Raw genomic sequence first — 26,924 nt, forward strand, 5'->3', positions numbered from 1 at the left:
CAGAGAAACTCGCGCCGATAATTCGGTCACGAGCCGGTCGATAGATGACGCGACGCATGATCGCCGCGATGGATTTGAACCCGTCGCGGCGATTGTTCATCGCTTTTTTAGGCGACGGCACTTTCGCCCACTTTGTATCGCGCTGCGGGTGTGGCTCTCGAGAGATGCGTGGACATGGCGCGGCGAGCTGTTTCGTAGCTGGTCCATTCGTTCTGATCGGCCAGCGACGGAATGGTGACCACCTCACCCTGATCCAAGCCAGCAAGTGCGGCGTCGACCATGTCTTCCGCCGACATTACGATCTCCTTCGGCAGATTGCGGTGGTGATGGCCTGCGATCTCCCAGAAGTCGGTGGCGGTTGCTCCAGGCAGAACGGCCTGCACGCGAATGCCCTTATCCGACAACTCGTGCTGCAGTGACTGGCTGAATGCGAGTACGTAGGCTTTGCTTGCGCCATAGACGCCATTGAGCATCTCGGGCGCGATCCCCACAACGGAGGCGATGTTGATAATCGTGCCGTTGCCGCGCGAAACGAATGCGGGTGCGGCGGCATAGGTAAGGTGCGTCAAGGCGGTCACGTTGAGTGCGATCAGGTCGTCCATCTTGCCGACGTCGGTTGCAACGAGCGGTGTGACCGCGCCGACACCCGCATTGTTTACGAGGACGGTGATGCTCGCATCGTCGCGCAGGGTGGCTTCGATGCGACCGAGGTCGGATTTGTTGCCGAGATCGGCGACCAGCGTTTTGACCGTGCGGCCGCTTTGGGTGGCAAGGCGGTTGGCCAATTCTGTCAGGCGAGCCTGATTGCGGGCGACAAGGATGAGATCGTAGCCACGCTTGGCCAGGCGCTCGGCGTAGATCGCGCCGATGCCGGTGGACGCTCCCGTGACGAGCGCTGTGCCCTTGGATTTCGACGTGGTGGTCATTGGTTTGTTCTCCGTGTTTGCCCAGCGGGCGGGCTCCAGGAGAACCATAGGCTTGCACTGGAATGTCTCAAATGTCATATATCCGTCAGTTTAGGACATTGTGGAGGGCATCATGCGCGAGATCGGTCTCGTCGTTTTTCCCGATGTGTCAGTGATGAGCTTCGGTACCGTTGCCGCGTTCGAGCTGGCCAACGCCTTGAGTGGAAAAGAGACCTACCGGCTGCGGCTCATTTCGGAAGCTGGCGGGCCGATCAAGGCTTCGGCGGGGCTGGTGATCGAGACTGAGCGGTTTCCAGCCGAGCCGCTGGATACGTTGATCGTTGCCGGCGGTCTCGGCGTCGCGCAGCCTACGCGCGGACTGATCGGCTATCTGCAGCGTATGTCCGGCCGGACGCGGCGCGTTGCATCGATCTGCACTGGCGCGTTCGTGCTGGCAGAAGCTGGCCTACTGGATGGTCGGCGTGCGACCACGCACTGGTTCCACGCGCGGGAACTGCAATCGCGCTATCCGAAAATCAAAGTCGATGACGATCGCATCTTTATCACCGACGGTTCGATCTGGACTTCGGCCGGGATGACGGCGGGGCTCGATCTCGTGCTGGCACTGATCGAAGCCGATCTCGGCGCCGATGCCGCGAAGGCGCTGGCCAGGAAGCTTGTCGTCTACCATCGCCGGGCGGGTGGGCAATCGCAGTTTTCCGCGCTGCTCGAACTCGAACCGAAGTCGGACCGGATTCAAACCGCGCTCGATTATGCGAAGCGGAATTTGCATACGCCGCTCAGCGTGGAAATGCTGGCGGAAGCCGCACATCTGAGTCCGCGCCAGTTCAGCCGAGCTTTCCGCGCCGAAACCGGGCAATCGCCAGCCAAAGCGGTCGAAAAGCTCCGGGTCGAGGTTGCACGCGAGATGATGGAGCAGAGCCAGCATCCGATCGAGGTCGTTGCGCGGCAGACGGGCTTTGCCGATCCCGACCGCATGCGCCGCGCGTTCCTGCGCACGTTCGGCCAGCCGCCGCAGGTTTTGCGCCGTAACGCGCGCGCGGCGGAGATGTGAGGGGACATCGGTGCGGTCGTTGAGTTAGGTGTGTCGCGACCGCGGCATCAGCTGATCCAGATCAAAGCCCCGGCCGTTGCCAAAGTTCAGGATGGCGGCATGCTCGATCCATTGCTTTTCTCGCTCGCGGTTCTCGCAATCCTCGGTACTCCGGGTCCAACAAACACGCTGCTCGCGACGTCTGGCGCGCTGGTCGGCGTGCGCCGGTCGCTGTCCTTGATCGTGGGTGAGGTCGCTGGCTATCTCCTGGCGATCGGGTGTCTCCACCTGTTGCTCGGGGGCTGGCTCGAGAGTTATCCGGCGATCAAAACCGTGCTGCGGCTGCTGATTGGGGCTTACCTTCTCCGTGCCGCCTACGAGCTTTGGACGCGGCGCGCAGCGCTTGGCGGTGTCGGCGAGGGCATCCGGCTGCAAAAGGTGTTCGTCACGACGCTGCTCAATCCGAAGGCGATCGTGTTCACCTTCGGCATCATCCCGTTGTCGGCGCCGAATGCGCTTTCCTATGTTGCCGCTTTCGTCGGGTTCGTCGTGCTGGCCGCGTCGGCGTGGATCGTGATCGGTAGCGCGATCGGGCGCATGGCTGCGACGGGAGGCTCACGGCTGGTTCCTCGTCTTTCCGCGGTGGTGTTGACCTGCTTTGCCGGGTTAATCGCGATGGGTTAACGACCTCGCGGCGCGAGCGGTCTGCCTTCGCCCTTCCCCGTTTTTCAGCACTTCCCTTGCCGGCGTTAAGGAAATCGCGCTGGGCGCCGTGACGGTTCTTCCGTAGTCTGGAATAAGTGGTCAGCCGGCAAATCTTTGAGGGTGTTGCGTAATGTCTGAGTCCGCTTATCCGATCGACCCCGTCGATCTCACGATCCGTTCCAATGTCGCCAAGGAAATTGGAAAATCCTACGCCGACCGATACCAGCACGCGGCGCCCTATCCGCACATCTGCATCGATAACTTCTTGCCGCCTGTCGTGCTGGAGCATGTCGTCGGCGATCTGAAAAAGATGCCGGAAAGTGAATCGAGTTTCAGCCGCGCGCAGGAAAACAAGAAGACGGCTTACATGCCGGAGCGCCTGCCGCAGTACACGAAGAACCTTTTTTATGCCTTCAACTCCCGCCCGTTCATTCTTTTCCTGGAGGAAATGACGGGCATTCCGGGACTGATCCCCGATCCCTATTTCAGCGGCGCGGGTATTCATCAGGTTGCGAACGGCGGGCATCTCGATATCCACGCCGATTTCAATTTTCATTCGAAGATGTACCTGGAGCGCCGGCTCAACGTTCTCATCTATCTCAACAAGGAGTGGCAGGAGGACTGGGGCGGCTCGTTCGAGATCTGGGACAAGGAGATGGCCAAGAAGGAGGCGACCTTCCTGCCGCTCTTCAATCGCATGGTCGTGTTCAGCACCGGATCGGACACCTTCCACGGCAATCCGGAGCCGGTGAACAACCCCAAGGGCGATCCGCGTCTGTCGATCGCGCTCTACTACTACACCGCGACCTGGGACGAGACGCGCAAATCGCATTCGACGCTGTTCCGGCCGCGCCCGAATACGCAAGACAAGCGGGATACGACCGAGATCCGCCGCAGCGTGCTGCGCGAGATCACGCCGCCTGTTCTCTACCGGCGCCTGATCGGGCCGCTGAGCCGACTCGGGTTCTGAGGACAGTTCGCGACCAACAAAAAAGCCGGGCTCTGAGCCCGGCTTTTTTAGTTTTCGGTGCGAAGCAGCTGAGGCTTCTCAGTTCAGCTTGCCTTTGAGATCGCGGATGGCGGCGTCCGTCAGAGCGGACTCGCCTGCGATTTTGGCCTTGAGAATGCTCTCGGAGGCCTTCACGGCGAGGTCGACAGCGGCGGCGCGCACGTCGCTCACGGCCTGAGCCTCGGCGCGAGCGATCTTCTCCTCGGCTGCCTTGGTGCGACGCTCGACCTGCTCGGTCAGCGCCTTGCGGGTCTCGCTCGCGAGACGCTCGGCTTCGCGCTTCGCGGTCTCGACGATCGACTTAGCCTCGTCCTCCGCCTCGCGGCTCTTGCGCTGATAGTCGGCAAGCAGCTGCTGGGCTTCTTCGCGCAGGCGGCGTGCTTCGTCGAGCTCGGTGCGGATCGCGGCTGCGCGGCTATCGAGTGCCTTGCCGATCAGGCCGGGGACGCCCTTCCAGACGAGGAGGGCGACGAACAGCGTGAACGAGATCAGGACCCAGAATTCAGGATAGGCAGGGTTAAACATGGGAGCCTCACTTATCCGAGCCGGACGTCAGCGCGCGATCAAGCTCGTCCTTGCTGACGGAGAGGTTGGTCAATGCGCCGACGATCGAGACGACGGTATCGCCTGCGATGTCCTTGACGCTGGCGAGCGCCTTGGCCTTGGTGGCCCCGATGCTGGTTTCGGCATCGGCGAGCTTCTTGGCGAGCTGATCCTCGACCGCCTTACGCTCCTTGTCGACTTCGGCGTTCAGCGAATCACGTGTCTGGCGTGCGATGGACGTGGCGTTGGTACGCGCGTCAGCGAGCGCCTTTTCGTAGGCCTGGAGAGCCTTTTCGGTTTCGCCCTTGAGACGCTCGGCCGCCGCCAGATCGCGCTGGATACGGTCTTTGCGTTCCTCGATCACTTCGCCGATGCGCGGGAGCGCAACGCGCTTCATGATCACGTAGAGAAGCACGAACGTGAGGGCGAGCCAGAACAGCTGCGGCCCGAAGTCCGGCTGATGGAGCTGCGGCAGGCCGCCAGACTTGTGCTCGTCGAGAGCCTCGGCCACGTCGGTGGCGATACCGGGCAACTCGGCGGCGAGCACGGTCAACGCTGCGATCATTAGGAAATCTCCAGGTGGAGCCGGCAGCGGGCCTCAGATCGCGGATTGGCTCCGGATCGAAGGCCCACAGCCGAAGTCAGGGATCAACCGAAGAGGATGATCAGAGCGATCAGAAGGCCGAACAGGCCGGTCGCTTCAGCAAGCGCGAAGCCGATCAGCAGGTTGGTGAACTGGCCCGGAGCAGCCGACGGGTTGCGAAGCGCGCCCGAGAGGTAGTTGCCGAAGATGTTGCCGATGCCGATGCCGGCGCCGATGAGCGCGAAGCAGGCGAGGCCGGCGCCGATGAACTTTGCTGCCTGGGGATCCATGGTCGTCTCCATTTAGGGTTTTAAGTGGTTGTAATTGAAAACGGCACGCTTTCTTCCTGGGCCGGCCTCAAGAGCCAGCCCCGGCTTCCGGCGCTTTTTAGTGATGCATGTTGACCGCGTCGTTGAGGTAGATGCAGGTCAACACGGTGAAGATGAAGGCCTGAAGGAAGGCCACCAGAAATTCGAGGCCGGTGAACGCGGCGGTGAACAGCACCGGGAACACCTTGGCAAACACCGGCAGGCTCACGGCGAAGCTCGCGAACACCTTCAGCATGGTGTGGCCGGCCATCATGTTGGCGAACAGACGCACCGACAAGCTGACAGGACGGATCAGGTAGGACACGATCTCGATCGGCACGATCAGCGGCATCAGCCAGAGAGGCACGCCGTCCGGAACGAACAGCTTGAGATAGCCGACGCCGTGGCGAGCAAAGCCGATCAGAGTTGCGACGATCCAGACCATCGCGGCGAGCGCGAAGGTCACAATGATGTGGCTCGTGACGGTGAACGAGCCCGGGATCATGCCCAGCATGTTCAGCGTCAGAATGAAAATGAAGATCGAGAACACCCAGGGGAAGTAGCGCATGCCTTCTTCGCCCAGGTTCTCGCGGACGATGCCGGCGACGAACTCGTAGAGGCTTTCGGCAATGGACTGGATGCGTCCGGGGACCAGCGAACGACCGCTCATCGCGAGGATCAGGAAGCCGGAAATCAGAACGAGCGCCAGCACCATGAAGAGGGAGGCGTTCGTAAAGGAGATGTCGTAACCAAATAGCTCAAGCGGAACGAGACGCTTGATTTCGAATTGCGCCATGGGCCCATGGTTTTCGGCCGCATGACCCGCCACTTCTGCCGCTCCAGCCACTCTTCCGTCCCCTACTTCGCGTCGTCTTCTTCTTCGTCGTCAGGTGCCGCCTTCGCATTGCGCTGAAGCGGTTCAGCCTCGGCCTGAAGGCGCCGGGCGGTACGCACGATGTTCAGGAGGCCGGCTGCAAAGCCCAGCATCAGGAACAGAATCAATAACCAAGGCGCCGTGCCGAACTGATCGTCCAGCACCTTGCCGATGAACCCGCCGACAGCAATGCCGACAACGAGCTCGATGGCGATTTTCATCGCCTGTCCCATGGCCGCGCCGCGAGCCCTGTTGGCAGGGTCGGGCGCTTTTGCCCGGGTTTCGGCCTTGACCTTGTCCAGCCGCGCGCCCAGATCGGAAGCACGTTTTTTGAACGCCTCCCGCTCTTCAGGAGAAATCTCGCCGCGAGCCGGATTTTCGTCATCGCTCGACGTCGACATAGCGTCCCCTGTCCGCGCAGACCTATGGGCTGAAACGGCCGGATTACCAACGCCGCGCACCATAGCCAGAGCCCGCGCGGTGTCAAGCAAAGGCCACATTTTTGCAAAGTTCACAGGGGTACGGCGAAACGGCGCAGGGCCAGTGATTTCCAAGGCCAATACTTACGGGTTTTAGCCGCGCCCCTGAGAGAATGGGTTGTGAGGCGTGTTCAGCCGGCCTCGCGGAACGACCGGGCGGTCTCGAGGTCGACCGAAACGAGCTGGGAGACGCCCTTTTCCGCCATCGTGACCCCGAACAGCCGGTTCATGCGCATCATCGTCATCGGATGATGGGTGATGACCAGGAAGCGGGTGGCGGTTTCCTCGGACATTTTCTCCATCAGCGTGCAGAAGCGGTCGACGTTCGCGTCGTCGAGGGGAGCGTCGACTTCGTCTAGGACGCAGATCGGCGACGGGTTGGTCAGGAAGACTGCGAAAATCAGTGAAAGCGCCGTCAGCGTCTGCTCGCCGCCGGACAGCAGCGAAAGGGTCGCCGGTTTCTTGCCTGGCGGCTTGGCGATGATTTCGAGGCCGCTTTCCAGGGGATCCTCGCCTGCAATCATCTCGAGGCGCGCTTCGCCGCCGCCGAACAGGGTTGTGAACAGGCGCTGGAAATGGCCGTTCACCGTCTCGAAGGCCTCGTCCAGGCGCTTCTTGCCTTCGCGATTCAGCTGTTGAATGGCGCCGCGGAGCTTGGCGATTGCCTGCTCGACGTCGTCGCGCTCGGTTTCCATCGTGCTCATTTGCTCGAGGAAGGTCGTGAGTTCGTCGTCGGCCTGCAGGTTGACGCCGCCAAGGCGTTCGCGGTCAGCCTTCAGGCGCTGCAGGCTGCGGTCGGCGTCGGCCAAGGCGGGGAGCGTGTCGGATGCGGCGAGGCCGGCGAGGCCCAAGCAGTCATCGGGGCTGACGTTCAAGGCTTCGCGAATGCGGCGGGCCTCGTCCTGGCGGCGGGTGCGGGCGCCTTCGAGGCGGGTTTCGATGCGGGCGCGCGCTTCGCGGGCGGCTGAGACCGCTCCCTGGGAGTCGCGCATCGCCTGCGCGGCGGCACGGAGCGCGCTGTCGGCGCGGGCCAGATCGTCGGCGGCTTTGTTGCGGGCCTGCTCGGCGTCCGACAAAGCGCCCAAGAGACTTTGACGGCGATCCTCCAGGGCCGGAATGACCTCTTCCAGCTGGCTGATGTCGTTCCGGGTTTTGGCGAGTCGCTCTTCAAGGGCGGCGATATGCTGAGTGGCGCCTTCGCTGCGCGAGGCCCAGCGGGTGCGCTCGGCGACGATGGCTTCGGCGCGGCGTTTCCTCGTCTCGCGCTCGCGGGCATGCGACGCGACACGGGCCTGTGCGACCGATAGCGCGGTGCGGCGGTCCTGGGCTGCCTTCTGCACTTCGGGCAGGCGGGCAGCGGGATCGTCTTCGGCGTCGAGCTTGGCCAGCTCATCCTCGATGTGATCGAGGGCGGCCTGCGCTTCGCGGCGGTCTGTCTCTGCACGCTCGCGGGCTTCGGTGATCGAGGTCAGCTTGGCTTCGGTCTCGCGCGCCTGCTTTTCGATGGCGCTCAGCGCGTCGCGGGTGGCGACGTGATTGGCCTGCGTGTCGCGCCACAGCGCTCGCAATCTTTTTTCTTCGGCGGCCGCGGCGGTGTGGGCGGCGGCGGCGGCCTGATCGAGCGAGGTCAGGCGCTGGACTTCGACGCGGGTCACCTTCTCGCGCTCGAACATGTCGGCGAGACGGTTGCGCTCGGCCAGGCGCTGGGCGGCGGGCGTCATGCCGCCAGCGACGGCAATGAAGCCGTCCCAACGCCAGAGATCGCCTTCGCGGCTGACGAGGCGCTGGCCTTGCTTCAAATGCGGCTGCAGGCGCGCGCCCAGTTCGCGCGAGACGACGCCGATCTGGCGCAGGCGGCGCGTCAACTCCGGTGGCGCGCCGACATGGAGGCTCAGCGGTTCGGCATCGGCGGGGAGGGCTTCGTCGCCGGGGTTCACCTCGATCATGCGCCAGCGGACGGGAGCATCCTCGTGGACCGGCGCGTCGAGATCGTCGCCCAAGGCGGCGACGAGGGCTGCTTCATAGCCCGGCGCGACGCGCAGGTTCTCGACGACCGGCGGCATGCCTTCCTCGTAGGTCGGCATCACCAGCTTCGATAACGTTTCACGCTCGGTGACGAGGGTCGAGAGCGTCATGCGGGCCTGCTGCGCTTCTTCGGCGCGCACGCGGGCGGTTTCGGCGAGGTCGGACAGCTTGTCCTCGGCATCGAGGGTCGCGGCCTCGATGGCGGAAATTTCGCGGGCGAGGCGCTGGCCCTGCTCGGTGATGGCGGCGAGCTTCAGGGAATCCGGTGCGCCGGCCGCGGCGGCTTCCGTATCGCGCACGAGGGCGGCAAGCTTCGCATCGAGTTTGTCGATGGCGGAGCGGCGTTCGGATTCTGCAGTGTCGAGCGTCTTCCTGCGGGCGCGGGCTTCGGCGGCGCGCTCGGTGACGATTGCGAGGTTCTTTTCGGCAGCTGCGAGTGCGGCGGTGGCCTCTTCCTCGGCGCCGTGGATGTGATCCTCCTCGGCGTCCGCTTCGGCTTCGGCCTTTTCAAGGGCAGTGGCCTCGACGTCGAAGCCGGCGAGGATTTCCTTGGCTTCGGAAATCAGAACGGATTCACGCGCGAGATCCTTTTCGATCTCGACGGAAGTTTTTTGAAGCTCCTGGCGCCGCTCGGTGCAGCGGGTCGCCTCGCGCGCGAGGCCCTCGGTTTCGATCTTGATGCGACTCAGCGCGGCGCCGCGAGCGGCTTCCTCATCGCGCAGCGGTTGGATCGTCTCGGCCAGCTCGGCTTCCTCGCGTAGCGCCTTGGCTTCGTCCTCGGTTGCGCGTGCGAGCACGCTCAGCTGTTCGGAAAAATTGTGTTCCTCGGTGGCGACGAGCGCCTGCGCTTCGATCCACGACAGATGCGCGAGGAGCGCTTCGGAACGACGGATCTCCTCCGAGAGGTCCTTGTAGCGGCGTGCCTGACGCGCCTGGCGCTTCAAGCTTTCGATCTGCGAGCCGAGCTGGCCCATGATGTCGGCTAGGCGAGCCAGGTTCTGCTCGGCGCCTTTGAGACGCAACTCGGCCTCGTGGCGGCGGCTGTGCAATCCGGCGACGCCGGCGGCATCCTCCAACACGCGGCGGCGCTGCTCGGGCTTTGCGTTGACGATCTCGGAGATCTGGCCCTGGCGCACGAGGGCCGGCGAGCGGGCGCCGGTGGCAGCATCCTCGAACAGGATCTTCACGTCGCGGGCGCGGGCTTCACGTCCGTTGATGCGATAAGCGGAGCCCGCTTCGCGTTCGATGCGGCGCGTGATCTCGATCTGGTCGCTGTCGTTGAACTCGGTGGGGGCCTGGCGTTCGCTGTTGTCCAGGAACAGCGTCACCTCGGCGACGTTGCGGGCGGGGCGCGATGTCGTGCCGGAGAAGATCACGTCGTCCATGGCGGCGGCGCGCATGGATTTGTGTGAGGTCTCGCCCATGACCCAGCGGAGCGCTTCGAGGAGATTGGATTTGCCGCAGCCGTTCGGGCCGACGACACCAGTCAGACCCGATTCGACGATCAGCTCCGTCGGCTCGACGAAGGATTTGAAACCCAGAAGCCTGAGACGGCTGATCTTCATTGCACGCGTCTATCCCAGCGATCGATCGTTCGAGGCCGCGGCGTCCTGGCTATCGGCTTAGTTGGCGACGGCGGCCTGAGGCGCTGCGAGCAGCGGATCGATCAGCTCGCGCATCTCGGCCATGGTCAGCGTCTTCTTGACCAGCTTGCCGCCTATGAAAAACATCGGGGTTCCGATGATGCCGAGTGTCCGTCCACGCTCCTTGACCCACTTCAAGCCATCGATCATGGCCTGATTCTTAAGGCAGGAATCGAACTGGCTTTGTGTCATCCCCACCTGCTTGGCGACCGCGAAAATCGGCTCCAGGCGGACCTCCTGCGAGACCCAGGCGTTCTGCTGGTCCATGAATTTCCCGTAGAGTTCGAAATACTTATTCGGCGGTGCGCAGCGCAGCGCGATGGTGGCGTTGCCGGACTGCTTGCCGATCGGGAATTCCCGCATGACGAAGCGCACCTTGCCGGTTTTTATGTAGGCGCGCTCGAATTCCGGGAACGTGCTCTTATGGAAGGCGCGGCAGTGCGGGCAGGTGAGCGAGGCGTACTGGACCACCGTGACCGGCGCGTCCGGCCGTCCGAGCGTCATTTCGGGCAACGGACCCGGCGCCATGATTTCGGCGGTGGTGGGGTTCTGGATCACCTCGCGGCCGCCGGTCGACGAGGCGGGCGTGGTCGAGAACGGGTTGAACGGCTCTTCGCTCGTCTTGGCGGGGGGGGCGGCATCGGGGAACGGGCTCCCCGATGCGGAGTCGGTCGAGGTGGCGGCGACGCCTGCGGCCGGGACGGCCGCCAGATCGTTGTTATTGGCGGAGCAGGCGGACAGCAGAACGGCGGCCATCAGGATGGCCGCCGAGGCACTGCGGGCTGTTCGTCTCGAAAGCTCGCCCATTCGCAGATCCGCTCCTTGAAGCTCCCTTAGCCCTGGGCCAGAAGCGGCTCGAGAACCTTGTCGAACTCTTCAATGTTCGGGGCGGCCTGCAGGCGCTTGCCGTTGATGAAGAAGGTCGGCGTGGCGTTGACGCCGAAGGTCTCGTTGGCGCGGCTGTGAATGGCCGTCAGCTGGTCGAGCAGCTTCTGATCCGTCAGGCACTTGTCGAAGCTTTCCTGCGTGAAGCCCGCCTGCTTGGCGATCTCGAACAGCTTCGGCGTGGGATTGGTTTTGACGAAGGCCCAATCGGCCTGGGTGTGGAAGAGGGCGTCGATCAGCGAAAGGGCCTTTTCCGGGCCGGCGCAACGGGCCAGCATGGAGGCCGCGAAGGCGCGTGCATCGAGCGGGAACTCGCGGAAAATGAAGCGCACCTTGCCGGTGTCGACGTACTTCTTCTTGATCTCGGGGAACACCGTAGTGTGGAAATGCATGCAGTGGCCGCACGTCATCGAGGCATATTCGACGATCGTCACCTTGGCGTTGTCGGGGCCGATGGCGAGATCCGGGAGATCGCCGGCTTTCATCAGCTCGTCGACGGGGACTTCGGCGGGGCCCTGCGCGCGCTGGGCAAAGGCCGGGAAGGATGCGCCCAACATCGCAAGACCGGCAATGGCGGTTCCGGCCTTGATGACCTGACGGCGGTCGAGCCGGCTAATCACGTCCATTGTTCAACTCCTCATAGCAGCGCGCGGGATCTGGTCTCGGGCGCAATAGATTTCACGGCCCGGCTGATAACATGGGGCCGGTGCCCGATTAAGGCAAATCCAGGCTGAATGCCATTTGAATGCGCAGGGTTTGCACCGCGGGAAGGGTGCGAAAAGGCTAGGGACGGCGTGCGGCAGCGGCCTTGTCCCGCAGGATGCCCTGTTCCAGGCGGGCCAGAGCGGCCCGCAGCTGCTCGTCCTCCGTGGCCGGTGCCTGGGGAGGGGGCGTGCTCGCGCGGGGGGCGGCGTGCAAGCTGGCGTCGGCCGGAGTGCGCGCGTTTTTGGTATCTTGGACAGGGGCTTGGACCAGGCGAAGCGTCTCGACGGCCCGGTAGCCGAAATAGGCGTTGATGCGGTCGGTGATCTGGCGGGCGCGATATTCCACGTCCAACGCCCGGGCCGGGTCCACCCGGAGAATGAGGGTTGCGCCTGGGCGCTCGCCGCCGTCCTCGTCGCCGTAGTCGCCCTCGCGACCGCGGGGCCACTTGAGGCGCTCCGGCACGGTGTATCCGGAGATCTCGGCGCCGACGATCCGCGTCCAGTCGGTCAGCAGGGTGGCGGTTGAAAACCCGAACTTCTCGAACGCTTTTTTGGTGAGTGTCGGCACGAAGCTGCCGACCGTCTTGGAGGGCACGAAGCGTGCGACTTGAGGCGCGGCGAATCGCGAGACGCTCGGCGTGAGCGCCAGCGCCCGTCTTGCCGGGTGCGGAAGCTGAGATTTTCTCAGTTTTTCTGTGCGCTTCGGAGGCATGTGACTATGGAATCGTATGCACTGCTGTTGCAGATCCCTAGCATGATAGAAATCGATTCGCGGCGACTTCGGCGGCTGACACTGCTTCGAAGGGGGACAACGTGAGAGTTGTTGCGCGCAAGCAACTGCCTCTGCGGCCGGCCGGACCGGACACGGTCGCGGCTCTGCTCGACTGGTATGACCGCGAGCGGCGTGATCTTCCGTGGCGCAGCAAGCGGGGCAGGCGATCCGATCCCTATCGCGTCTGGCTCAGCGAAATCATGCTGCAGCAGACGACCGTGAAGGCGGTCATTCCCTTTTACGAGCGATTTCTCGCGCGGTGGCCGACTGTCGAGAAGCTCGCGGCCGCGGATCTCGAAGAGGTGCTCGCGGCGTGGGCGGGGCTCGGCTACTACTCGCGTGCGCGCAACCTGCACAAATGCGCCCAGGCGGTCGTTGCCGATCACGGTGGGCAATTTCCGCGCTCGGAGGCTGGCTTGCTCGGGCTGCCGGGGATCGGCCCTTATACGGCGGCTGCGATCGCAGCGATTGCGTTCGGTGAGGCGGCGACGCCAGTTGACGGCAACATCGAGCGCGTGGTCTCGCGGCTGTTTTCGTTCAAGCAACCACTGCCCTCGGCGAAACGCGAACTCAAGCGTCTCGCGGCCAGTCTCACGCCGCAGCGGCGCGCCGGAGACTTCGCGCAAGCGATGATGGATCTCGGCGCCACGGTGTGCTCGCCGAAGCGGCCCTCGTGTCTGATGTGTCCGCTGCAGCAGGATTGCCATGCGCACGCGCTCGGCATCGAAGAGCAGCTGCCGGTCAAGCTCGCGAAGCAGGATCGGCCGGTGCGTTACGGTACGGCGTTTCTGGCGCTCCGCGAGGATGGGCACGTGCTCTTGCGCAAGCGGCCGGAGGCCGGGCTGCTCGGCGGGATGCTGGAGATCCCATCAACGGATTGGGGCGACGACTGGCTGCCGGTGGATCTTGCGCTCACTGCGCAACCGGTGAAGGCCGACTGGTGGCAAGTGCCGGGTGTCGTGAGCCACACGTTCACGCACTTCAAGCTCGAGATGATGGTGCTGCGCGCGATCGTGCCGACGGATGCGAGCCTGACGTTCTGGGCCGACGCGGAGCGTTGCCGCTGGGTGCCGCGCCGGGAGCTTCACAATGCGGCGGTGCCTTCGGTGATGGCGAAGGCGATCCAGCACGCGCTGAAGGAGCATTAGAGGGAGGCAGCGGGCAACGGGCAGGAGGCAGGGGTGTGCGGCCAGGAGATGGCCGGGACCCAGAGCAAAAACCCGACCGCTGCGAATTTGCTCTGAGTCCCGGAGATCGCGCCTGAGGGCGTCCGCGTGCTTGCGCCGGAAAATCGGATCGAAACCCGCGCTATTCTTCCGGAAGCACGCGCGCTCTACTCGGCGGCGATGATGTGAGGCCTATGTGTTTTCGTGAGCCCGAGCTCGACCTTTGCGCGTTCGCGCAAATTGTCGATCGGGTGCAGGACACCGCCGCGCTCGTAGTGCCAGAAGGTCCAGCCGTTGCAAGCGGTCTTGCCCTGCACGGCGGCACCAAGCCTGTGGATCGAGCCGCGGCTGCCGGGTACGGCGAGGGTGCCGTCGGCCTTGACCTCGGCGCGTACGCTGCGGCGCTCGTCGTAGAGCTTCGAGCCGGCGCGCAGAATTCCAAGCTCGACGATGGTGCCGAATGGAACGCGAGGCTCGGTGCGCTTCGAGGGCGTCGTTTCGAGCGCGGAGTCGGACAACGCCGTCACCTTGGCGATGCGCTCGTGCGCGGCCTTGGCGTAATCGGTATCGCGCTCGATGCCGATCCAGCGGCGACCGAGGCGTTGAGCCACGGCGCCAGTGGTACCGGTGCCGAAGAAGGGATCGAGCACGGTATCGCCGGGGTTGGTCGTGGCCAGCAGCACGCGGTGAAGCAACGCTTCGGGCTTCTGCGTCGGATGCGCCTTGCGGCCGCCGTCGTCCTTGAGGCGCTCGGGGCCTGAGCAGATCGGGAACAGCCAGTCGGAGCGCATCTGCAGATCGTCGTTCGACGACTTCAGGCTCTCGTAGTTGAAGGTGTAGCGCGACTTCTGATCGCGCGCGGCCCAGATCAGCGTCTCGTGCGCGTTGGTGAACCTGCGGCCGCGGAAGTTCGGCATCGGGTTCACTTTGCGCCAGACGACATCGTTCAAGATCCAGAAGCCCAGATCCTGCAACGCGACGCCCAAGCGGAAGACGTTGTGATAGGAGCCGATCAGCCAGAGCGCGCCGTCCGGCTTCAGGACGCGGCGGCATTCGGCGAGCCAGGCGCGCGTGAAGCGGTCGTACTCTTCGAACGAACCGAACTTGTCCCAGGCGTCGTCGACACCGTCGACGCGCGTGTTGTTCGGACGCAGAAGCTCTGTTGAAAGCTGGAGATTGTAGGGCGGGTCGGCGAAGACGAGATCTACGCTTCGATCCGGTATTCGACGAAGCTCGTCGAGGCAATCTCCCACCAGGATTCTATTTCCGGCCAAAGCCCGATCTCTGGCCAGGCTGCCGCGATCCGCTGCAGCCGCACTCCGACGACGACGCTCACCCATTCGACGCAACTCACTAGGAAGAACCACAAATGCCAGGGATCCATGAAACGAACCCAACGCGACCAGAAAGCAGTCCCACGGTTAACGGAATGTAAACCGCAGACGTAAATTTTCGGTTAATGCGCGGGGTGTTTGCAGGTCTCGAACGCAGCCAGGACTCGCACGGGTTTACGGCGAACGGAAGGCGAACAAAAGGGTCGCGCCGACCTTGGAAGGCCGGCGCGACTGGAAGCTGTTCTAAAGACTCGATCTTTCGAGATCGATAATTTTTCAGGCTGATGAGCCTTACCTGGTTAGGCGGCGCGCACCATCGACAGGAAGCGTTCGACTTCGCCTTTGAGGGTCCGGCTGTCGGTCGACAGGGACTTTGCCGAAGCAAGCACCTGGCTCGAAGCCGAGCCGGTTTCGGATGCGCCCTGGCTCACCGCGCTGATGCTCGAAGCGACCTCGGTGGTGCCCTTGGCGGCTTCCAGAACGTTGCGGCTGATCTCTTGCGTGGTCGCACCCTGCTGCTCGACGGCGGAGGCGATGTTGCCGCTCACGGCCGAGATGCGGGTGATGGTGGTCGCGATCTCGTTGATGGCTTCGACAGCCTGGCGCGTCGAAGCCTGCATGCTCTGGATCTGCGCGCCGATCTCGCTCGTTGCCTTAGCGGTTTGGGCGGCCAGCGCCTTCACTTCCTGGGCGACGACCGCGAAGCCCTTGCCCGCATCGCCTGCGCGTGCCGCCTCGATGGTGGCGTTGAGGGCGAGAAGGTTGGTCTGGCCGGCGATCTGATTGATGAGCTCGACGACGGCTCCGATGCGCTCGGCAGCCTGCGAGAGCTCGACGACGTTTGCGTTGGTTTTCGCGGCCTGGCGAACGGCGCCGTCGGCGATCGCGGAGCTTTCATGCACCTGCCGGCTGATTTCCTGCACGGTCGACGACAGCTCCTCGGAAGCCGCGGCAACGCCCTGGACGTTGGCCGACGTCTGCTCCGAAGCGCTCGCCACGTTGCCGGACAGCTCCTGCGTAGAGGCGGCGTTCAAGGTGAGCTGGGTCGCAGCAGCCTCGAGCTGGCTCGAGGCAGCGGAGACCGTATCGACGACACGGCCGACGCTCTCCTGGAACTGGTTGGCGAGCTGCATCATCTCGGCCTTGCGCTGTGCGGCTGCGTGCTTTTCGCTCTCGGCGCGTTCGGCGCGGAGACGCTCGGCTTCGAGGATGTTCTTCTTGAAGATCAGCACTGCGCCTGCGATCTCGCCGATCTCATCCTTGCGCTCGGTGCCGTAGATGTCGCTTTCGGTGTTGCCTTCGGCGAGGTCCAGAATGGAAAGCTTCATGCTCTCGATGGGCTTGGTCAGGTTCGCGATCACCAGCCAGATGCCGGCGAAAAGCGTCAGGAGCGAGATGAGGCTCGTCATGATCGAAGTGCGGATGGTCGCGTGCTGGGCGCTATCGGCGGCGGCGGCGGTCGTCTCGACGAACTTCTCATAGTGGCCAGACAAATCGCGCAGCTTATCGTTCAGCAGCTTGCGGTTCGAACGGTTGGCGTCGTTGTCGCCGAAGGCTCTCGCTGCGGTGAGCGAGTCTTCGCGGGCCAAGCGCACCAGCTCGGTGCGGAAGCGGACGAACTCATCGATGGTCGCCTTGGTGTCGGTGAAGGCCTGACGGCCTTCGTCGAGAACGGTTTCGCCCCAAAGACCGGTGACGCTTTCGAGTTCCTTGGTGCTCTTGAGCAAGCCCTTGCCGTAGTTCTCGGCAGATGCCCAGTCGTCCGACATATAGATGCCGCGCGAGTCCATGACGATCGCGTAGACGAGACCGTTGATGCGTTCGAGATAGGTCTGGCCGGTCTTGGCGCGCATGGCCAAGTTCTGAGCGTCGTTCAGAGAAGAGAGGCTGAGGTAACCCAAACCGCCTCCTGCGACCGGAAGCAGTGCCAGAAACGCAATCAGTGCCAAGACTTTGTACTTAAGTTTCACATCACGGAGCATTGGGCGATCCACTAAATTTGGGCAAGCCGCTGAAAAACAGGAGGCTATGCGGGCAATGTTATTTAAAACTTTATCTAACGCCTCTTACCAATTGAATAACATTGACAAAATTATCTACTCTTAGTGAGTTGAATGACGACGTGTCGCGGCGGCACGCGTAAGTCGGCCGTTTGGGTGCCGAGCTACGTGCTTTATTTCCGGGATTTTATTTTCGTTTTCGCAGCGTGCTTTGGCGCGCGCTGTCAGCTCGCGTCGCTCGGCGGATTTTGCGGCGTGACCGAGGCGCGATAGCTCGCAAGCATGGCGTCGGCAAGCGTATCGGCGCTCATGACGACATGGGTCGCGCCGTAACGCTTCAGATAGTCCGCCTCGGCTTCCGTCTGCGCGCGGCCAATGATCGGCATTTTCTCGTTGGCGGCGCGTGCCTGCTCGATGGCCTGGCCGGCCTCGAAGTTGCTCGGGATGGCGACGATCATGATGGCGGCTTTGGCAGGATTGGCGGCGTGCATCAATGTGGTCGCGCTGCCGGCAATTCCCTCGATGCTGCGCGCGTGCAGGCGTTTGATCTCTTCCTCGTTTTCGTCGATCACGTAGAGCGGCAGCTTGCCCGGCGCGAGCGCGTCGATGATGCGCTTTCCGACGCGACCGATGCCCGCGATGATGACGTGCCCTTCGAGCGTGGTGACGTGGACGGGCTCCTCTTCCTGCTCGGGCTCCTCGTTCGGCGCGTGATGGCCATCCTTCTTTTCGAGCCAGGGCTTCAGGTGATCGAGGCCCACGAAAAAGAGCGGGTTGAGGACGATCGATAGCAAAGCGCCGGCGAGAATGAGGTCGCGGCCTTCGGCGGGAAGCAGATCGAGGCTCATGCCGAGTGCGGCGAGAATGAACGAGAACTCGCCGATCTGCGCAAGGCTCGCGGAAATCGTGAAGGCGGTTCCGAGCGGATGGCCGAATGCACGGACGATGGCGAAGGCCGCCAGCGATTTTCCGATCACGATAATGAGTACGGTTGCGACGACGGCGAGCGGCTGGTTGACGACGATCATCGGGTCGAACAGCATGCCGACCGACACGAAGAACAACACGGCGAAGGCGTCGCGCAGCGGGAGGCTTTCGTTGGCCGCCTGCTGGGACAGCTGCGACTCGCTCAAGATCAAGCCGGCGAAGAAGGCTCCGAGCGCAAACGAGACCCCGAACAAATTGGCAGCGATAAAGGCGACGCCGAGGGCGATCGACAGCACGGCGAGCCGGAACAGCTCGCGCGAGCCGGTGTGGGCGGTGTAGTGCAAAATCCACGGAATGACGCGGCGGCCGACGAGCATCATGATGGCAACGAAAGCGGCCACCTTGCCGATGGTGAAGGCGACCGTCGTCAACAGCTGGCCGATATCGAGAGACGCCGAGCCGTTCGGCTGACCCTCGGTATTGCCGCCGAGCAGAGGTGAGACCGCCGGTAGAAGGACCAGCGTCAGAACCATGACGAGGTCCTCGACGATCAGCCAGCCGACGGCGATTTGGCCGCGTTCCGTCGTGACCAGGCGCCTTTCCTGGAGCGCGCGCAAAAGAACGACGGTACTCGCGACGGAGAGCGCCAAGCCGAACACGAGGCCGGCGCCGGCCGTCCAGCCGAGAATATGCGCGAGACCGGCCCCGAGCAGCGTTGCGACGGCGATCTGCACCACCGCGCCGGGTACGGCGATGTTCCGCACCGCCCACAGTTCCTTCATCGAGAAGTGCAGGCCGACACCGAACATCAGCAGGATCACGCCGATCTCGGCCAGCTCGTTGGCGAGGCCCTGATCCGCGATGAAGCCGGGTGTATAAGGTCCGATGAGGACGCCGGCGACGAGATAGCCGACAAGGGGAGACACCCGAATACGATGCGCCAATGCGCCGAACACGAAAGCAAGTGCGAGGCCCGTGACAATCGTCGCGATGAGCGGCGTGTGATGCGGCATTGTGCGGGCTGTTTCCCGATCGTTTGAATTGGCGGAGGATGTCGAGGACAAACGATCTCAGGCGGGGCGCCAAAACGCAAGGTTTCTTGCGAGGCAATTTGCTGTCTTATGAGGCAAGGCGTGCCACCCGCAGTGGTTTGCAGGCAAATCGCGCAGGAGAGCCTGCTTTTCAGTGCGCTGATCCAAGCCGGCAGGCGCGGTTGATGTTTGCCGCACGGGTGCGTTCAGAGCGTGACCTTGGGCTTCACATAATTCGCGCACGTCCATTTCTTCACGAAATAGGCTTCGTGCTGCGTTTCCCAGGTTTGCACGAGATCGATCGTGAATTTCGTGCAGAGCGTCGGGGTGATGCCATAGCGAAAATCTTCCTGCGGCTCGACAGGCACGCGGAAGTCCTCGCAGAAGTTCGGATTGGAGTGCAGGCAGGCGACGATCAGAACTTGGATCAGCATGGGCGACCTCGCGGCGCTCACTCGCGTGAGCGGTTGTTGCCGTCGAGCGTACCTCCGACTGCCCGATCCGGTTTTGGATGCTGGCCGGGCTATATTCCCACTCTAAAGCGGGAATGATGAGCATTTCAACATTGGTGTTGGTTTGGAGGCTGCATTTCCGGTGGGGCGTCACCAGCCTCGATGAGGAAGAGCCGAATGCGGACCGGACCGGCAAGCTCGGTTCGGTCAGGAGGCCGAAGCCTCGGCCAAGCTGAGCGCAAGCTGGACGGGCTTGAACGAGCGGCGATGTTGCGGGGTGAGGCCAAGGCGAACCAGCGCGGCGCGGTGTTCGGGTGTGCCGTAGCCCTTGTGGCGCTCGAAGCCGTATCCGGGCATTTCGCGCGCCAGCTCAACCATAAGGCGATCGCGCGTCACCTTGGCGATGATCGAGGCGGCGGCGATGGACAGGCACTTGGCGTCGCCCTTGACGATGGTGCGGGTCTGGCAGGCGAGGCGCGGCGCCCGGTTGCCGTCGATGATGGCGAGGCGCGGGCGCGCGGAGAGTTGCCCCACTGCCTCGGACATCGCCCACATGGTGGCGGCGAGAATGTTGTCGCGGTCGATGCGGTCGACATCACCGACGCCGACGCCGATCGCCAACGCGGTGACGCTGATGCGCTCGAACAAGCGTTCGCGGTCGTCGGCGTCGAGCGCTTTCGAGTCGTCGATGCCTTGGGGAATTCGGGACGGATCGAGGATTACCGCGGCGGCGACGACAGGTCCGGCCCATGGGCCGCGACCGGCCTCGTCCACGCCGGCAATGGGACCGCCGGATAGCGCAAGCTCGGCAGCTTCCAGCTCGAAGGTCGGCACAATTCTCGAATCATCCACCCGCATGGCGTAGCGTTGCGGGGAAAGAAGGGCGTGTCAAAGGCGGATGTGGATAGAGGGGGGGACATTATACGTTACGTAACGGTGGCGGAGGTGTTGGTGTAGCGTTTGCTCTAGCGGCACATCGCGGGGGAAGCATGATACGGATCACGTTGCAGTATGTGTGGTCGTTGTCCGAGAGCATCGAAACACTGGGTCGTCTTGATGCGACCGTTGAACACAACAAAATGGATCTGGCATTAGATTTGTATGATGCAAAGGGTGCGATTGAGCTACTGCTTCAAAGTAGCGTTTTTTCTGGAACTCTCCGCAGTTCTACGCAGCTTGCTCAAGATTTACTTCGCCAGATCAACTCTTACGTTGATGCGGACAGCTGGGAAGGCGCGGTAGCTCCCTGGGAGATAGCTGCACTCAAACGGTCGTACGAAGCATTCAAAATCGCTTTCCTAGCTGAATTGGGCACTTTGCCGGCTTACTTCGTAAGTCAGAAGGGCGGTTACGATACGCTATCCCTCCTAGATGCCCCTGCCCGAATGTTCCCGGATGATCTCAGCTCAAAAGTGCCCGAAGCGATGTTCGACGTGCAGCAAGCTGGCAAATGCCTCTGCTATGAAACCGCGACGGCATGCGGGTTCCATCTGTTCCGGGCGACCGAAGCCGTCCTTCGACGCTACTATACTCACGTCACTGGCGGCGCACCCCATCCCAAGGTGCGCAACATAGCTGTCTACATAGAAGCCATGCGGCGGCAGGGCGTGGGTGATGAGGTCATCCTGTCAGTGGTCGCGCAGCTAAGCAAATTACACAGAAACCCGCTCATCCATCCCGAGGTTGCGCTCACCATCGACGAGGCAATTTCAATTCTTGGAATTGCTCGGAGCGCTGTGACAGCCATGCTGTCTCAGCTACCGGTCGTCCCTCAAACTACTGGCAGCGCGCCGACGGAGGCTGGCTTGATTGCTGAAAAGCCGAAGGCTAAGGTTTCAAAGAAGAAGTCTGGCGCTTAGCACTTTGACCATCGAACGGCGATTTTACTTTGGTCAACAATTAGGTGGCGGCATCTTTATCGCTCGCAGCGGGGCAGTGAGGCGTTGTTTTCTGCTGCCCCTAGAGCAACGGCATCTGCTGGCCTTTGCCGACAGGGCGGGTGAAGAGGTCGAGGCGGAGCGCGTGACGGCGCTCGTTGAGCCCCAAACGTTTGAGAGCCAACCTGAACCGCAACGCGATCTGCTCCGCGTAGGGGCCGTTGCCTTTCTGGCGGCGTCCGAACTCGGCGACGTAATCCTGGCCGCCGTGCATCGAGCGCAGAAGGTTGATCACGCGGTCGGCGCGATCGGGGAACTCGCTCGCCAGCCATTCGCGGAAGATGTCCTTGATCTCGAGCGGCAGGCGCAACAGCACATAGCCGGCCTCCTCGGCGCCGGCACCGCGGGCGGCTTCAAGAATGCGTTCGATCTCGCTGTCCGTCAGGCCTGGCACGATCGGCGCGACCATCACCGCGACGGGGACGCCGGCTTCGGAAAGCCCGCGGATGGCCTCGATGCGTTTGGCCGGTGTCACCGCGCGGGGTTCCATGGCGCGTGCGATCCGGCGATCCAGCGAGGTGACCGAAATCGCGACCTTGGCAAGTCCGCGTGCGGCCATGCGGGAGAGGATGTCGACATCGCGCAGCACGAGCGAGGATTTCGTCACGATCCCGACCGGATGGCCGGTACGTTCCAAAACTTCAAGGATCTGCCGCGTGATGCGCTGTTCGCGCTCGATGGGCTGGTAAGGATCGGTGTTGGTGCCGAGCGCGATTACCTTCGGCGTGTAGCTCTTGCTCGCCAGCTCTTTTTCGAGCAACTCGGCGGCGTTGGTCTTGGCGTAGAGCTTGGTTTCGAAGTCGAGACCGGCCGAGTGGCCGAGATAGCAGTGCGATGGGCGGGCATAGCAATAGACGCACCCGTGCTCGCAGCCCCGGTAGGGATTGATCGACTGGTCGAACGAGATGTCTGGGCTCTGGTTGCGGGTGATGATGGAGCGCGCGGGCTCGATAAAGATTTCGGTGCGGAGTGCTTCGAGGTCGGCGAGCCCTTCCCAGCCGTCGTCGAAGCTCGTGCGCCGCTCTGTCTCGAAGCGGCCGGAATGGTTGGAGCGGGCACCCCGGCCTCGCCTGAGGTTTTCGTCGACCATGCTCTCGGGCGCGGCCGCGGACCGGGCAGGGGCGGATTTTGCGGCAGGGGTGCGGTTCGCAGTCATGGAATGAACCTACACCGGCAGCGAGAACAAATAAAGAACAAAGGTCGGCGCTAAGATTTGTCCACAAACCATATCGTGACGTATCCGCAGCGCTCGGCGCATTTTCTGCGGCGTTACGGCGCTTATTGAACCTTCAGGAGCTGTCGCGCTTGTTGGGGGAAGTGAGTTGGTGCAAGAGAAAGCATGATTTCTGTCGTCATACCCACGCTCAACGCCGAGGTTTCTCTGGCCGAGACGATGTCTTCGCTCGTGCCGGCAGCCGTCGATGGGCTGGTGCGCGAGGTGATCGTCGTCGACGGCGGTTCGACGGACCGGACGCTCGAAATCGTGGACAGCGCCGGCGCCGAGTTGCTCAAGAGCGAAGCCGGACGGGGCGCTCAGCTCAAGGCGGGGGCGGCGCGCGCGCGTTTCCCGTGGATCCTGTTCCTCAATGCGGACACTTCCCTCGAAGCCGGGTGGGAACGGGAAGCGGGGCTCCACATCGAGCGCGTGGCGAGCGGGCGGCGCCGCGTGTCGGCGGCCAGCTTCAAGTTCGCGCTCGATGACGAAGGCTTCCTGCCGCGTACGCTCGAAACGCTGGCGTCGCTTCGGATGGGCCTCCTGAAGGTGCCCTATGGCGACCAAGGGCTGCTCATCTCTCGCGCGCTCTATGACGAGGTTGGCGGGTTTGCGCCGCTGCCGTCGATGGAAGACGTTGATCTTGTGCGCCGCATCGGACGCAGCCGCATCGTGACGCTCAATGCGCGCGCGATGACGAACGCGGAGCGTTATCGGCGGGAAAGCCTGGTTTCGAGGCTGGTCCGCAATCAGGCGCGTCTCGGCCTTTACATGCTCGGCGTGCCGGTGCCGACGATCGCGAATCTGTTCGGACGCCGTTCCGAACCCGAGGGCGAGCCGATCGCGCATCGCGGTCTGCCTTAGGCCTCTCCCGAGGCATCGTCAGACTTTTGTCCGATGCTCCTCGAAGCGGGGCATGATTTCCACGAAATTGCAGGGGCGATGGCGGTTGTCGAGCTGCCATTTCAAAATGCCGTTCCAGGCATCTTTGCAGGCGCCCGTCGATCCCGGCAGACAGAAGATCAGGGTTCCGTGCGCGATGCCGCCGCAGGCGCGGGACTGGATCGTCGATGTGCCGACCGATTGAAACGACAGCTGGTGGAAGAGGATCGCGAAGCCGTCGATCTCCTTTTCGAAGAGCGGCTTTACCGCCTCGGGCGTCACGTCGCGGCCGGTGAAGCCGGTGCCGCCAGTGGTGATCACGACATCGATTTCGGGATCGGCGATCCAGGCCGAGACCTGGGCGCGGATCGCTTCGGCGTCATCCTTCAGGAGCGCGCGGGCGGCGACAGTGTGCCCAGCCTCTGTCGTGAGCGCGGCGAGCGTGTCGCCGGATTTGTCCTCGGCGATAGTGCGCGTGTCGGACATCGTCAGGATGGCGATGCGCACCGGAATGAAGGGGCGGCTTTCGTCGATGCGGGTCATTGGGAGGGTGTGTCTCTGGCGGTTTCTCTATGCATCGGGAGATACGAAGACGCTGGCCTGCGGGATCATCAGGATGTCTTGCCAAGCGCGGCTTCGACGGCGAGGAGGTCGCGCCAGGCATGGCGTTTTGCGGCCGGCGTGCGCAACAGATAAGCCGGATGCAGCGTCGCCATGGTTTTTACGGTGCGCTGGCCGCTCTTGATCTCGCGCCACTTGCCGCGAATGCGCATGATGCCTTCGGCGACGTCCAGCACCTGCTTGGCGGCAGCGCCCCCGAGCAGCAGCACGACGTCCGGCTCGACCAGCTCCATCTGGCGTTCGAGGAACGGGCGGCAGACCTGACTTTCCTGTGGTGTCGGCGTGCGGTTTCCGGGCGGGCGCCAATAGACGACGTTGGTGATGTGGACGTCCGCTTCGCTCAACGAAAGCGCGGCCAGCATCTTGTCGAGCAGCTGGCCGGCCCGGCCGACGAAGGGTTTGCCTTCGAGATCCTCTTCGCGCCCGGGGGCTTCTCCGACGATCATCAGGCGTGCTCGGGCGGCACCGCGATAGAAGCAGAGGTTCTTGGCTGTCGCCTTGAGGCCGCATCCGTCGAATGTGCGGAGAGCGGCTTCGAGCTGCTCCAGGCTCTCCGCCTTGCCGGCGGCGGTGCGGGCCGCGATTTCGGCGGCATCGGGGGGCGTCGCCGAGAACGGGGGGCGGGCGTCAAAACGTGGCGCGGCCTGGGGGGCTTGGAATGAAGCACGCGGCGGCGCGGAGTTCTTTGGGCTGTCCACGGATTGGGATGGGCCTGCCGCCGGGCGAGCCCTGGTTTCAGGGGCTCTCGCTTCAGCTTCGGGACGTGCCCGAGCCTCTGATTCCGGCAGGCGAAAGGTGTGGCCTGGTGCCGCGTCTCCGCGCTCCAGCCAGTTGACCGTGCTCTCGGCAACGGCGGTGTCCGCTCCCATCTCTCGATACCAGTCGAGAAGGGCCGCAAGCACTTGTGTGTCGGTCTCGGTTTGCATTGCGGTGCAGTTTAGCGGTGCGGCGGCGCAAATGCACGCACAGGGCGCGGGGGAGCTACGTCGTTCACGGACTTGACGCCTCCCCCAATTGGTACCAAACGGAAAAGGCAGTGGCGGCGATAGGATCAGAAACGATGGCGAGCGAAGGCGCTGACCTCCCCGAACGGGAGGCCATGGAGTTCGATGTTGTAATCGTCGGAGCGGGGCCTTCCGGGCTTGCGGCCGCAATACGCATCAAGCAGCTCGCCGCCGAAAAGGGCGAGGATGTCTCTGTCGTCGTGCTCGAGAAGGGCAGCGAGGTTGGCGCGCATATTTTCTCCGGCGCGGTCATCGATCCCAAGGGCCTCAATCGGCTGATCCCGGATTGGCGCGAGCGCGGGGCGCCGCTCACGACCGAGGTGAAGGAAGACGTGTTCCTGTTGCTCGGTCCGGCGGGCGATATCCGGCTGCCGAACTTTCTGATGCCGCCGTTGATGAACAATCACGGCAATTACATCGGCAGCCTTGGGCTGCTGGTGCGCTGGCTCGGCGAGCAGGCGGCCGAGCTTGGCGTCGAAATCTATCCGGGCTTCGCGGCGGCGGAAGTGCTCTACGACGAGAACGGAGCGGTGGTGGGTGTCGCGACGGGCGACATGGGTGTCGGCCGAGACGGGCAGCCCAAGGACAGCTTCACGCGCGGCATGGAGCTTCGCGGCAAGTACACGCTGTTTGCCGAAGGCGCGCGCGGCTCGCTCACCAAGACCCTGGTCAAGAAGTTCGATCTTGCGCGCAACAGCGAGCCGCAGAAGTACGGCATCGGCCTCAAGGAATTGTGGGAGGTTGCGCCGGACAAGCATCGTCCGGGCCTGGTGCAGCACAGCTTCGGCTGGCCGCTCGACCGGCAAACGGGGGGCGGCTCTTTCCTTTATCACTACGGAAAGAATCTGGTGTCGGTCGGTTTCGTCGTGCACCTCAACTACAAGAACCCGTACCTTTCTCCCTACGACGAGTTCCAGCGCTTCAAGACGCATCCCAAGATCCGTAATGTGTTCGAAGGCGGACGCCGGATCGCCTATGGCGCGCGTGCGCTGACCGAAGGCGGCTGGCAGTCGATTCCGAAGCTCGCGTTCCCGGGTGGCGCGCTGATCGGTTGCGCGGCCGGCTTCATGAACGTGCCGCGCATCAAGGGCAGTCACAACGCGATCCTGTCCGGCATCGCGGCCGGCGAAGCGGCGGTCGCCGCGCTCGGGGCGGGGCGCGCTCACGACGAACTCAGCACCTACGAAAGCGACGTCAGGAGCGGCGATATTGCGCAAGATCTCAAGCGCGTCCGCAACGTCAAGCCGCTGTGGTCGAAGCTCGGGTTCATCGGTATCGCGGTCGGCGGCATCGACATGTGGCTCAGGACGCTGTTGTTCGGCTGGTCGCCGCTCGGCACGCTGCGGCACGGGAAGCCCGATAGTGCCACGCTTGAAAAGGCCAGGAACGTGAAGCCGATCGTCTATCCGAAGCCGGACGGCAAGCTCACCTTCGACAAACTGACCAACGTTTCTTTCTCAGCGACAAATCACGAGGAAGATCAGCCGGTTCATTTGAAGCTCACGGATCCGTTCATTCCGATCGAGGTCAACCTGCCGCAATATGCGGAGCCGGCGCAGCGGTATTGTCCGGCGGGCGTCTACGAGGTGGTGCGCACCGACGCGGGCGAGGCGATCTTCCAGATCAATGCCCAAAACTGCGTTCACTGCAAAACTTGCGATATCAAGGATCCGAGCCAAAATATCACTTGGGTCTGCCCGGAAGGCGGCGGCGGACCGAATTACGCCGAGATGTAGTGGTCCGCTTCCCGGCAGGGCGGACAGATTCCGGTTAATTTAAGTTCGGATCACCGTTTAAGTGGGGTCGCCAACCGGTCGAAAGGTTTGCTACTCTCCCGAGAAGTCGTGCTGGGCTTCCCTAAGAGGATC

General features: G+C 63.2%; 25 protein-coding genes. 7 read left to right on the plus strand and 18 right to left on the minus strand.

Annotated features, from left to right (window positions below; all coding sequences use genetic code 11):
- Window positions 1-107 precede the first annotated feature (107 nt).
- Window positions 108-926, minus strand: coding sequence for an SDR family oxidoreductase (locus RCO24_RS11530; RefSeq protein WP_308962162.1), 819 nt, complete (start codon window positions 924-926; stop codon window positions 108-110).
- Window positions 927-1,038: 112 nt separating this feature from the next.
- Here RCO24_RS11530 and RCO24_RS11535 point away from each other — a divergent pair, with 112 nt between their 5' ends.
- The 3 genes from RCO24_RS11535 to RCO24_RS11545 all read left to right on the plus strand — a co-directional run bounded on the left by RCO24_RS11535 (window position 1,039) and on the right by RCO24_RS11545 (window position 3,634).
- Window positions 1,039-1,980, plus strand: coding sequence for a GlxA family transcriptional regulator (locus tag RCO24_RS11535; protein ID WP_308962163.1), 942 nt, complete (start codon window positions 1,039-1,041; stop codon window positions 1,978-1,980).
- A 99-nt stretch (window positions 1,981-2,079) separates the two neighbouring features.
- The gene (locus RCO24_RS11540; RefSeq protein ID WP_308962164.1) at window positions 2,080-2,643 is read left to right on the plus strand and encodes a LysE family transporter; all 564 of its coding nucleotides are present in this window, start codon (window positions 2,080-2,082) and stop codon (window positions 2,641-2,643) included.
- A 151-nt stretch (window positions 2,644-2,794) separates the two neighbouring features.
- Entirely contained in the window at window positions 2,795-3,634 is an 840-nt protein-coding gene (locus RCO24_RS11545) for a 2OG-Fe(II) oxygenase (RefSeq protein WP_308962165.1), read from the plus strand.
- Window positions 3,635-3,712: 78 nt separating this feature from the next.
- Here the strand turns inward: RCO24_RS11545 and RCO24_RS11550 are convergent, their stop codons facing one another.
- From RCO24_RS11550 to RCO24_RS11590, 9 genes are all read right to left on the minus strand, one after another.
- A complete protein-coding gene (locus RCO24_RS11550) occupies window positions 3,713-4,198 on the minus strand; it encodes a F0F1 ATP synthase subunit B (RefSeq protein WP_308962166.1) in 486 nt (161 codons plus the stop codon).
- A gap of 7 nt (window positions 4,199-4,205) precedes the next feature.
- Window positions 4,206-4,781, minus strand: a complete 576-nt coding sequence (locus RCO24_RS11555; protein WP_308962167.1) for a F0F1 ATP synthase subunit B' — start codon at window positions 4,779-4,781, stop codon at window positions 4,206-4,208.
- 83 nt (window positions 4,782-4,864) lie between these two features.
- The gene (locus tag RCO24_RS11560; RefSeq protein ID WP_026867805.1) at window positions 4,865-5,089 is read right to left on the minus strand and encodes a F0F1 ATP synthase subunit C; all 225 of its coding nucleotides are present in this window, start codon (window positions 5,087-5,089) and stop codon (window positions 4,865-4,867) included.
- 97 nt (window positions 5,090-5,186) lie between these two features.
- The gene (locus tag RCO24_RS11565) at window positions 5,187-5,903 is read right to left on the minus strand and encodes a F0F1 ATP synthase subunit A (protein WP_308962430.1); all 717 of its coding nucleotides are present in this window, start codon (window positions 5,901-5,903) and stop codon (window positions 5,187-5,189) included.
- 62 nt (window positions 5,904-5,965) lie between these two features.
- Entirely contained in the window at window positions 5,966-6,382 is a 417-nt protein-coding gene (locus tag RCO24_RS11570) for an AtpZ/AtpI family protein (RefSeq protein ID WP_308962169.1), read from the minus strand.
- A 209-nt stretch (window positions 6,383-6,591) separates the two neighbouring features.
- Window positions 6,592-10,050 (minus strand): chromosome segregation protein SMC, encoded by a 3,459-nt coding sequence (gene smc, locus RCO24_RS11575; protein ID WP_308962171.1) that lies wholly within the window; start codon window positions 10,048-10,050, stop codon window positions 6,592-6,594.
- Window positions 10,051-10,107: 57 nt separating this feature from the next.
- Complete coding sequence (locus RCO24_RS11580) at window positions 10,108-10,935, minus strand: DsbA family protein (protein WP_308962172.1); 828 nt, start codon at window positions 10,933-10,935, stop codon at window positions 10,108-10,110.
- 26 nt (window positions 10,936-10,961) lie between these two features.
- Window positions 10,962-11,639: a DsbA family protein gene (locus RCO24_RS11585; RefSeq protein ID WP_308962173.1), complete on the minus strand. Its 678-nt coding sequence runs from the start codon at window positions 11,637-11,639 to the stop codon at window positions 10,962-10,964.
- Between the two features lie 157 nt (window positions 11,640-11,796).
- The gene (locus tag RCO24_RS11590) at window positions 11,797-12,429 is read right to left on the minus strand and encodes a DciA family protein (protein ID WP_308962176.1); all 633 of its coding nucleotides are present in this window, start codon (window positions 12,427-12,429) and stop codon (window positions 11,797-11,799) included.
- A 101-nt stretch (window positions 12,430-12,530) separates the two neighbouring features.
- On the opposite strand from RCO24_RS11590, the gene mutY reads away from it, so the two are divergent.
- On the plus strand, window positions 12,531-13,637 hold the full coding sequence (mutY, locus tag RCO24_RS11595) for an A/G-specific adenine glycosylase (RefSeq protein WP_308962178.1): 1,107 nt from the start codon (window positions 12,531-12,533) through the stop codon (window positions 13,635-13,637).
- 185 nt (window positions 13,638-13,822) lie between these two features.
- Here the strand turns inward: mutY and RCO24_RS11600 are convergent, their stop codons facing one another.
- The 5 genes from RCO24_RS11600 to RCO24_RS11620 form a co-directional block, all read right to left on the minus strand.
- Window positions 13,823-14,908, minus strand: coding sequence for a site-specific DNA-methyltransferase (locus RCO24_RS11600; protein WP_374990955.1), 1,086 nt, complete (start codon window positions 14,906-14,908; stop codon window positions 13,823-13,825).
- Window positions 14,909-15,288: 380 nt separating this feature from the next.
- A complete protein-coding gene (locus RCO24_RS11605; RefSeq protein ID WP_308962181.1) occupies window positions 15,289-16,971 on the minus strand; it encodes a methyl-accepting chemotaxis protein in 1,683 nt (560 codons plus the stop codon).
- Window positions 16,972-17,213: 242 nt separating this feature from the next.
- A complete protein-coding gene (ybaL, locus tag RCO24_RS11610) occupies window positions 17,214-18,929 on the minus strand; it encodes a YbaL family putative K(+) efflux transporter (RefSeq protein ID WP_308962184.1) in 1,716 nt (571 codons plus the stop codon).
- Between the two features lie 224 nt (window positions 18,930-19,153).
- Window positions 19,154-19,381 (minus strand): hypothetical protein, encoded by a 228-nt coding sequence (locus tag RCO24_RS11615; protein WP_308962186.1) that lies wholly within the window; start codon window positions 19,379-19,381, stop codon window positions 19,154-19,156.
- Window positions 19,382-19,606: 225 nt separating this feature from the next.
- Complete coding sequence (locus RCO24_RS11620; protein ID WP_308962188.1) at window positions 19,607-20,257, minus strand: ribonuclease HII; 651 nt, start codon at window positions 20,255-20,257, stop codon at window positions 19,607-19,609.
- A gap of 131 nt (window positions 20,258-20,388) precedes the next feature.
- On the opposite strand from RCO24_RS11620, the gene RCO24_RS11625 reads away from it, so the two are divergent.
- Complete coding sequence (locus tag RCO24_RS11625; protein WP_308962189.1) at window positions 20,389-21,258, plus strand: hypothetical protein; 870 nt, start codon at window positions 20,389-20,391, stop codon at window positions 21,256-21,258.
- Window positions 21,259-21,358: 100 nt separating this feature from the next.
- On the opposite strand, the gene RCO24_RS11630 is transcribed toward RCO24_RS11625, so the two are convergent.
- A complete protein-coding gene (locus tag RCO24_RS11630; RefSeq protein WP_374990944.1) occupies window positions 21,359-22,492 on the minus strand; it encodes a PA0069 family radical SAM protein in 1,134 nt (377 codons plus the stop codon).
- A gap of 183 nt (window positions 22,493-22,675) precedes the next feature.
- On the opposite strand from RCO24_RS11630, the gene RCO24_RS11635 reads away from it, so the two are divergent.
- Window positions 22,676-23,413: a TIGR04283 family arsenosugar biosynthesis glycosyltransferase gene (locus RCO24_RS11635; RefSeq protein ID WP_308962190.1), complete on the plus strand. Its 738-nt coding sequence runs from the start codon at window positions 22,676-22,678 to the stop codon at window positions 23,411-23,413.
- Between the two features lie 18 nt (window positions 23,414-23,431).
- Here the strand turns inward: RCO24_RS11635 and moaB are convergent, their stop codons facing one another.
- The gene (gene moaB, locus RCO24_RS11640; protein WP_308962192.1) at window positions 23,432-23,974 is read right to left on the minus strand and encodes a molybdenum cofactor biosynthesis protein B; all 543 of its coding nucleotides are present in this window, start codon (window positions 23,972-23,974) and stop codon (window positions 23,432-23,434) included.
- Between the two features lie 68 nt (window positions 23,975-24,042).
- Window positions 24,043-24,978 (minus strand): uracil-DNA glycosylase, encoded by a 936-nt coding sequence (locus RCO24_RS11645; protein WP_308962193.1) that lies wholly within the window; start codon window positions 24,976-24,978, stop codon window positions 24,043-24,045.
- Window positions 24,979-25,112: 134 nt separating this feature from the next.
- Between RCO24_RS11645 and RCO24_RS11650 the strand changes: the two genes are divergently transcribed.
- On the plus strand, window positions 25,113-26,792 hold the full coding sequence (locus RCO24_RS11650; protein WP_308962195.1) for an electron transfer flavoprotein-ubiquinone oxidoreductase: 1,680 nt from the start codon (window positions 25,113-25,115) through the stop codon (window positions 26,790-26,792).
- Window positions 26,793-26,924: the final 132 nt, after the last annotated feature.

It is taken from the genome of Hyphomicrobium sp. LHD-15 (genome assembly GCF_031157355.1).
In the GTDB taxonomy this organism is placed as follows: domain Bacteria; phylum Pseudomonadota; class Alphaproteobacteria; order Rhizobiales; family Hyphomicrobiaceae; genus Hyphomicrobium_C.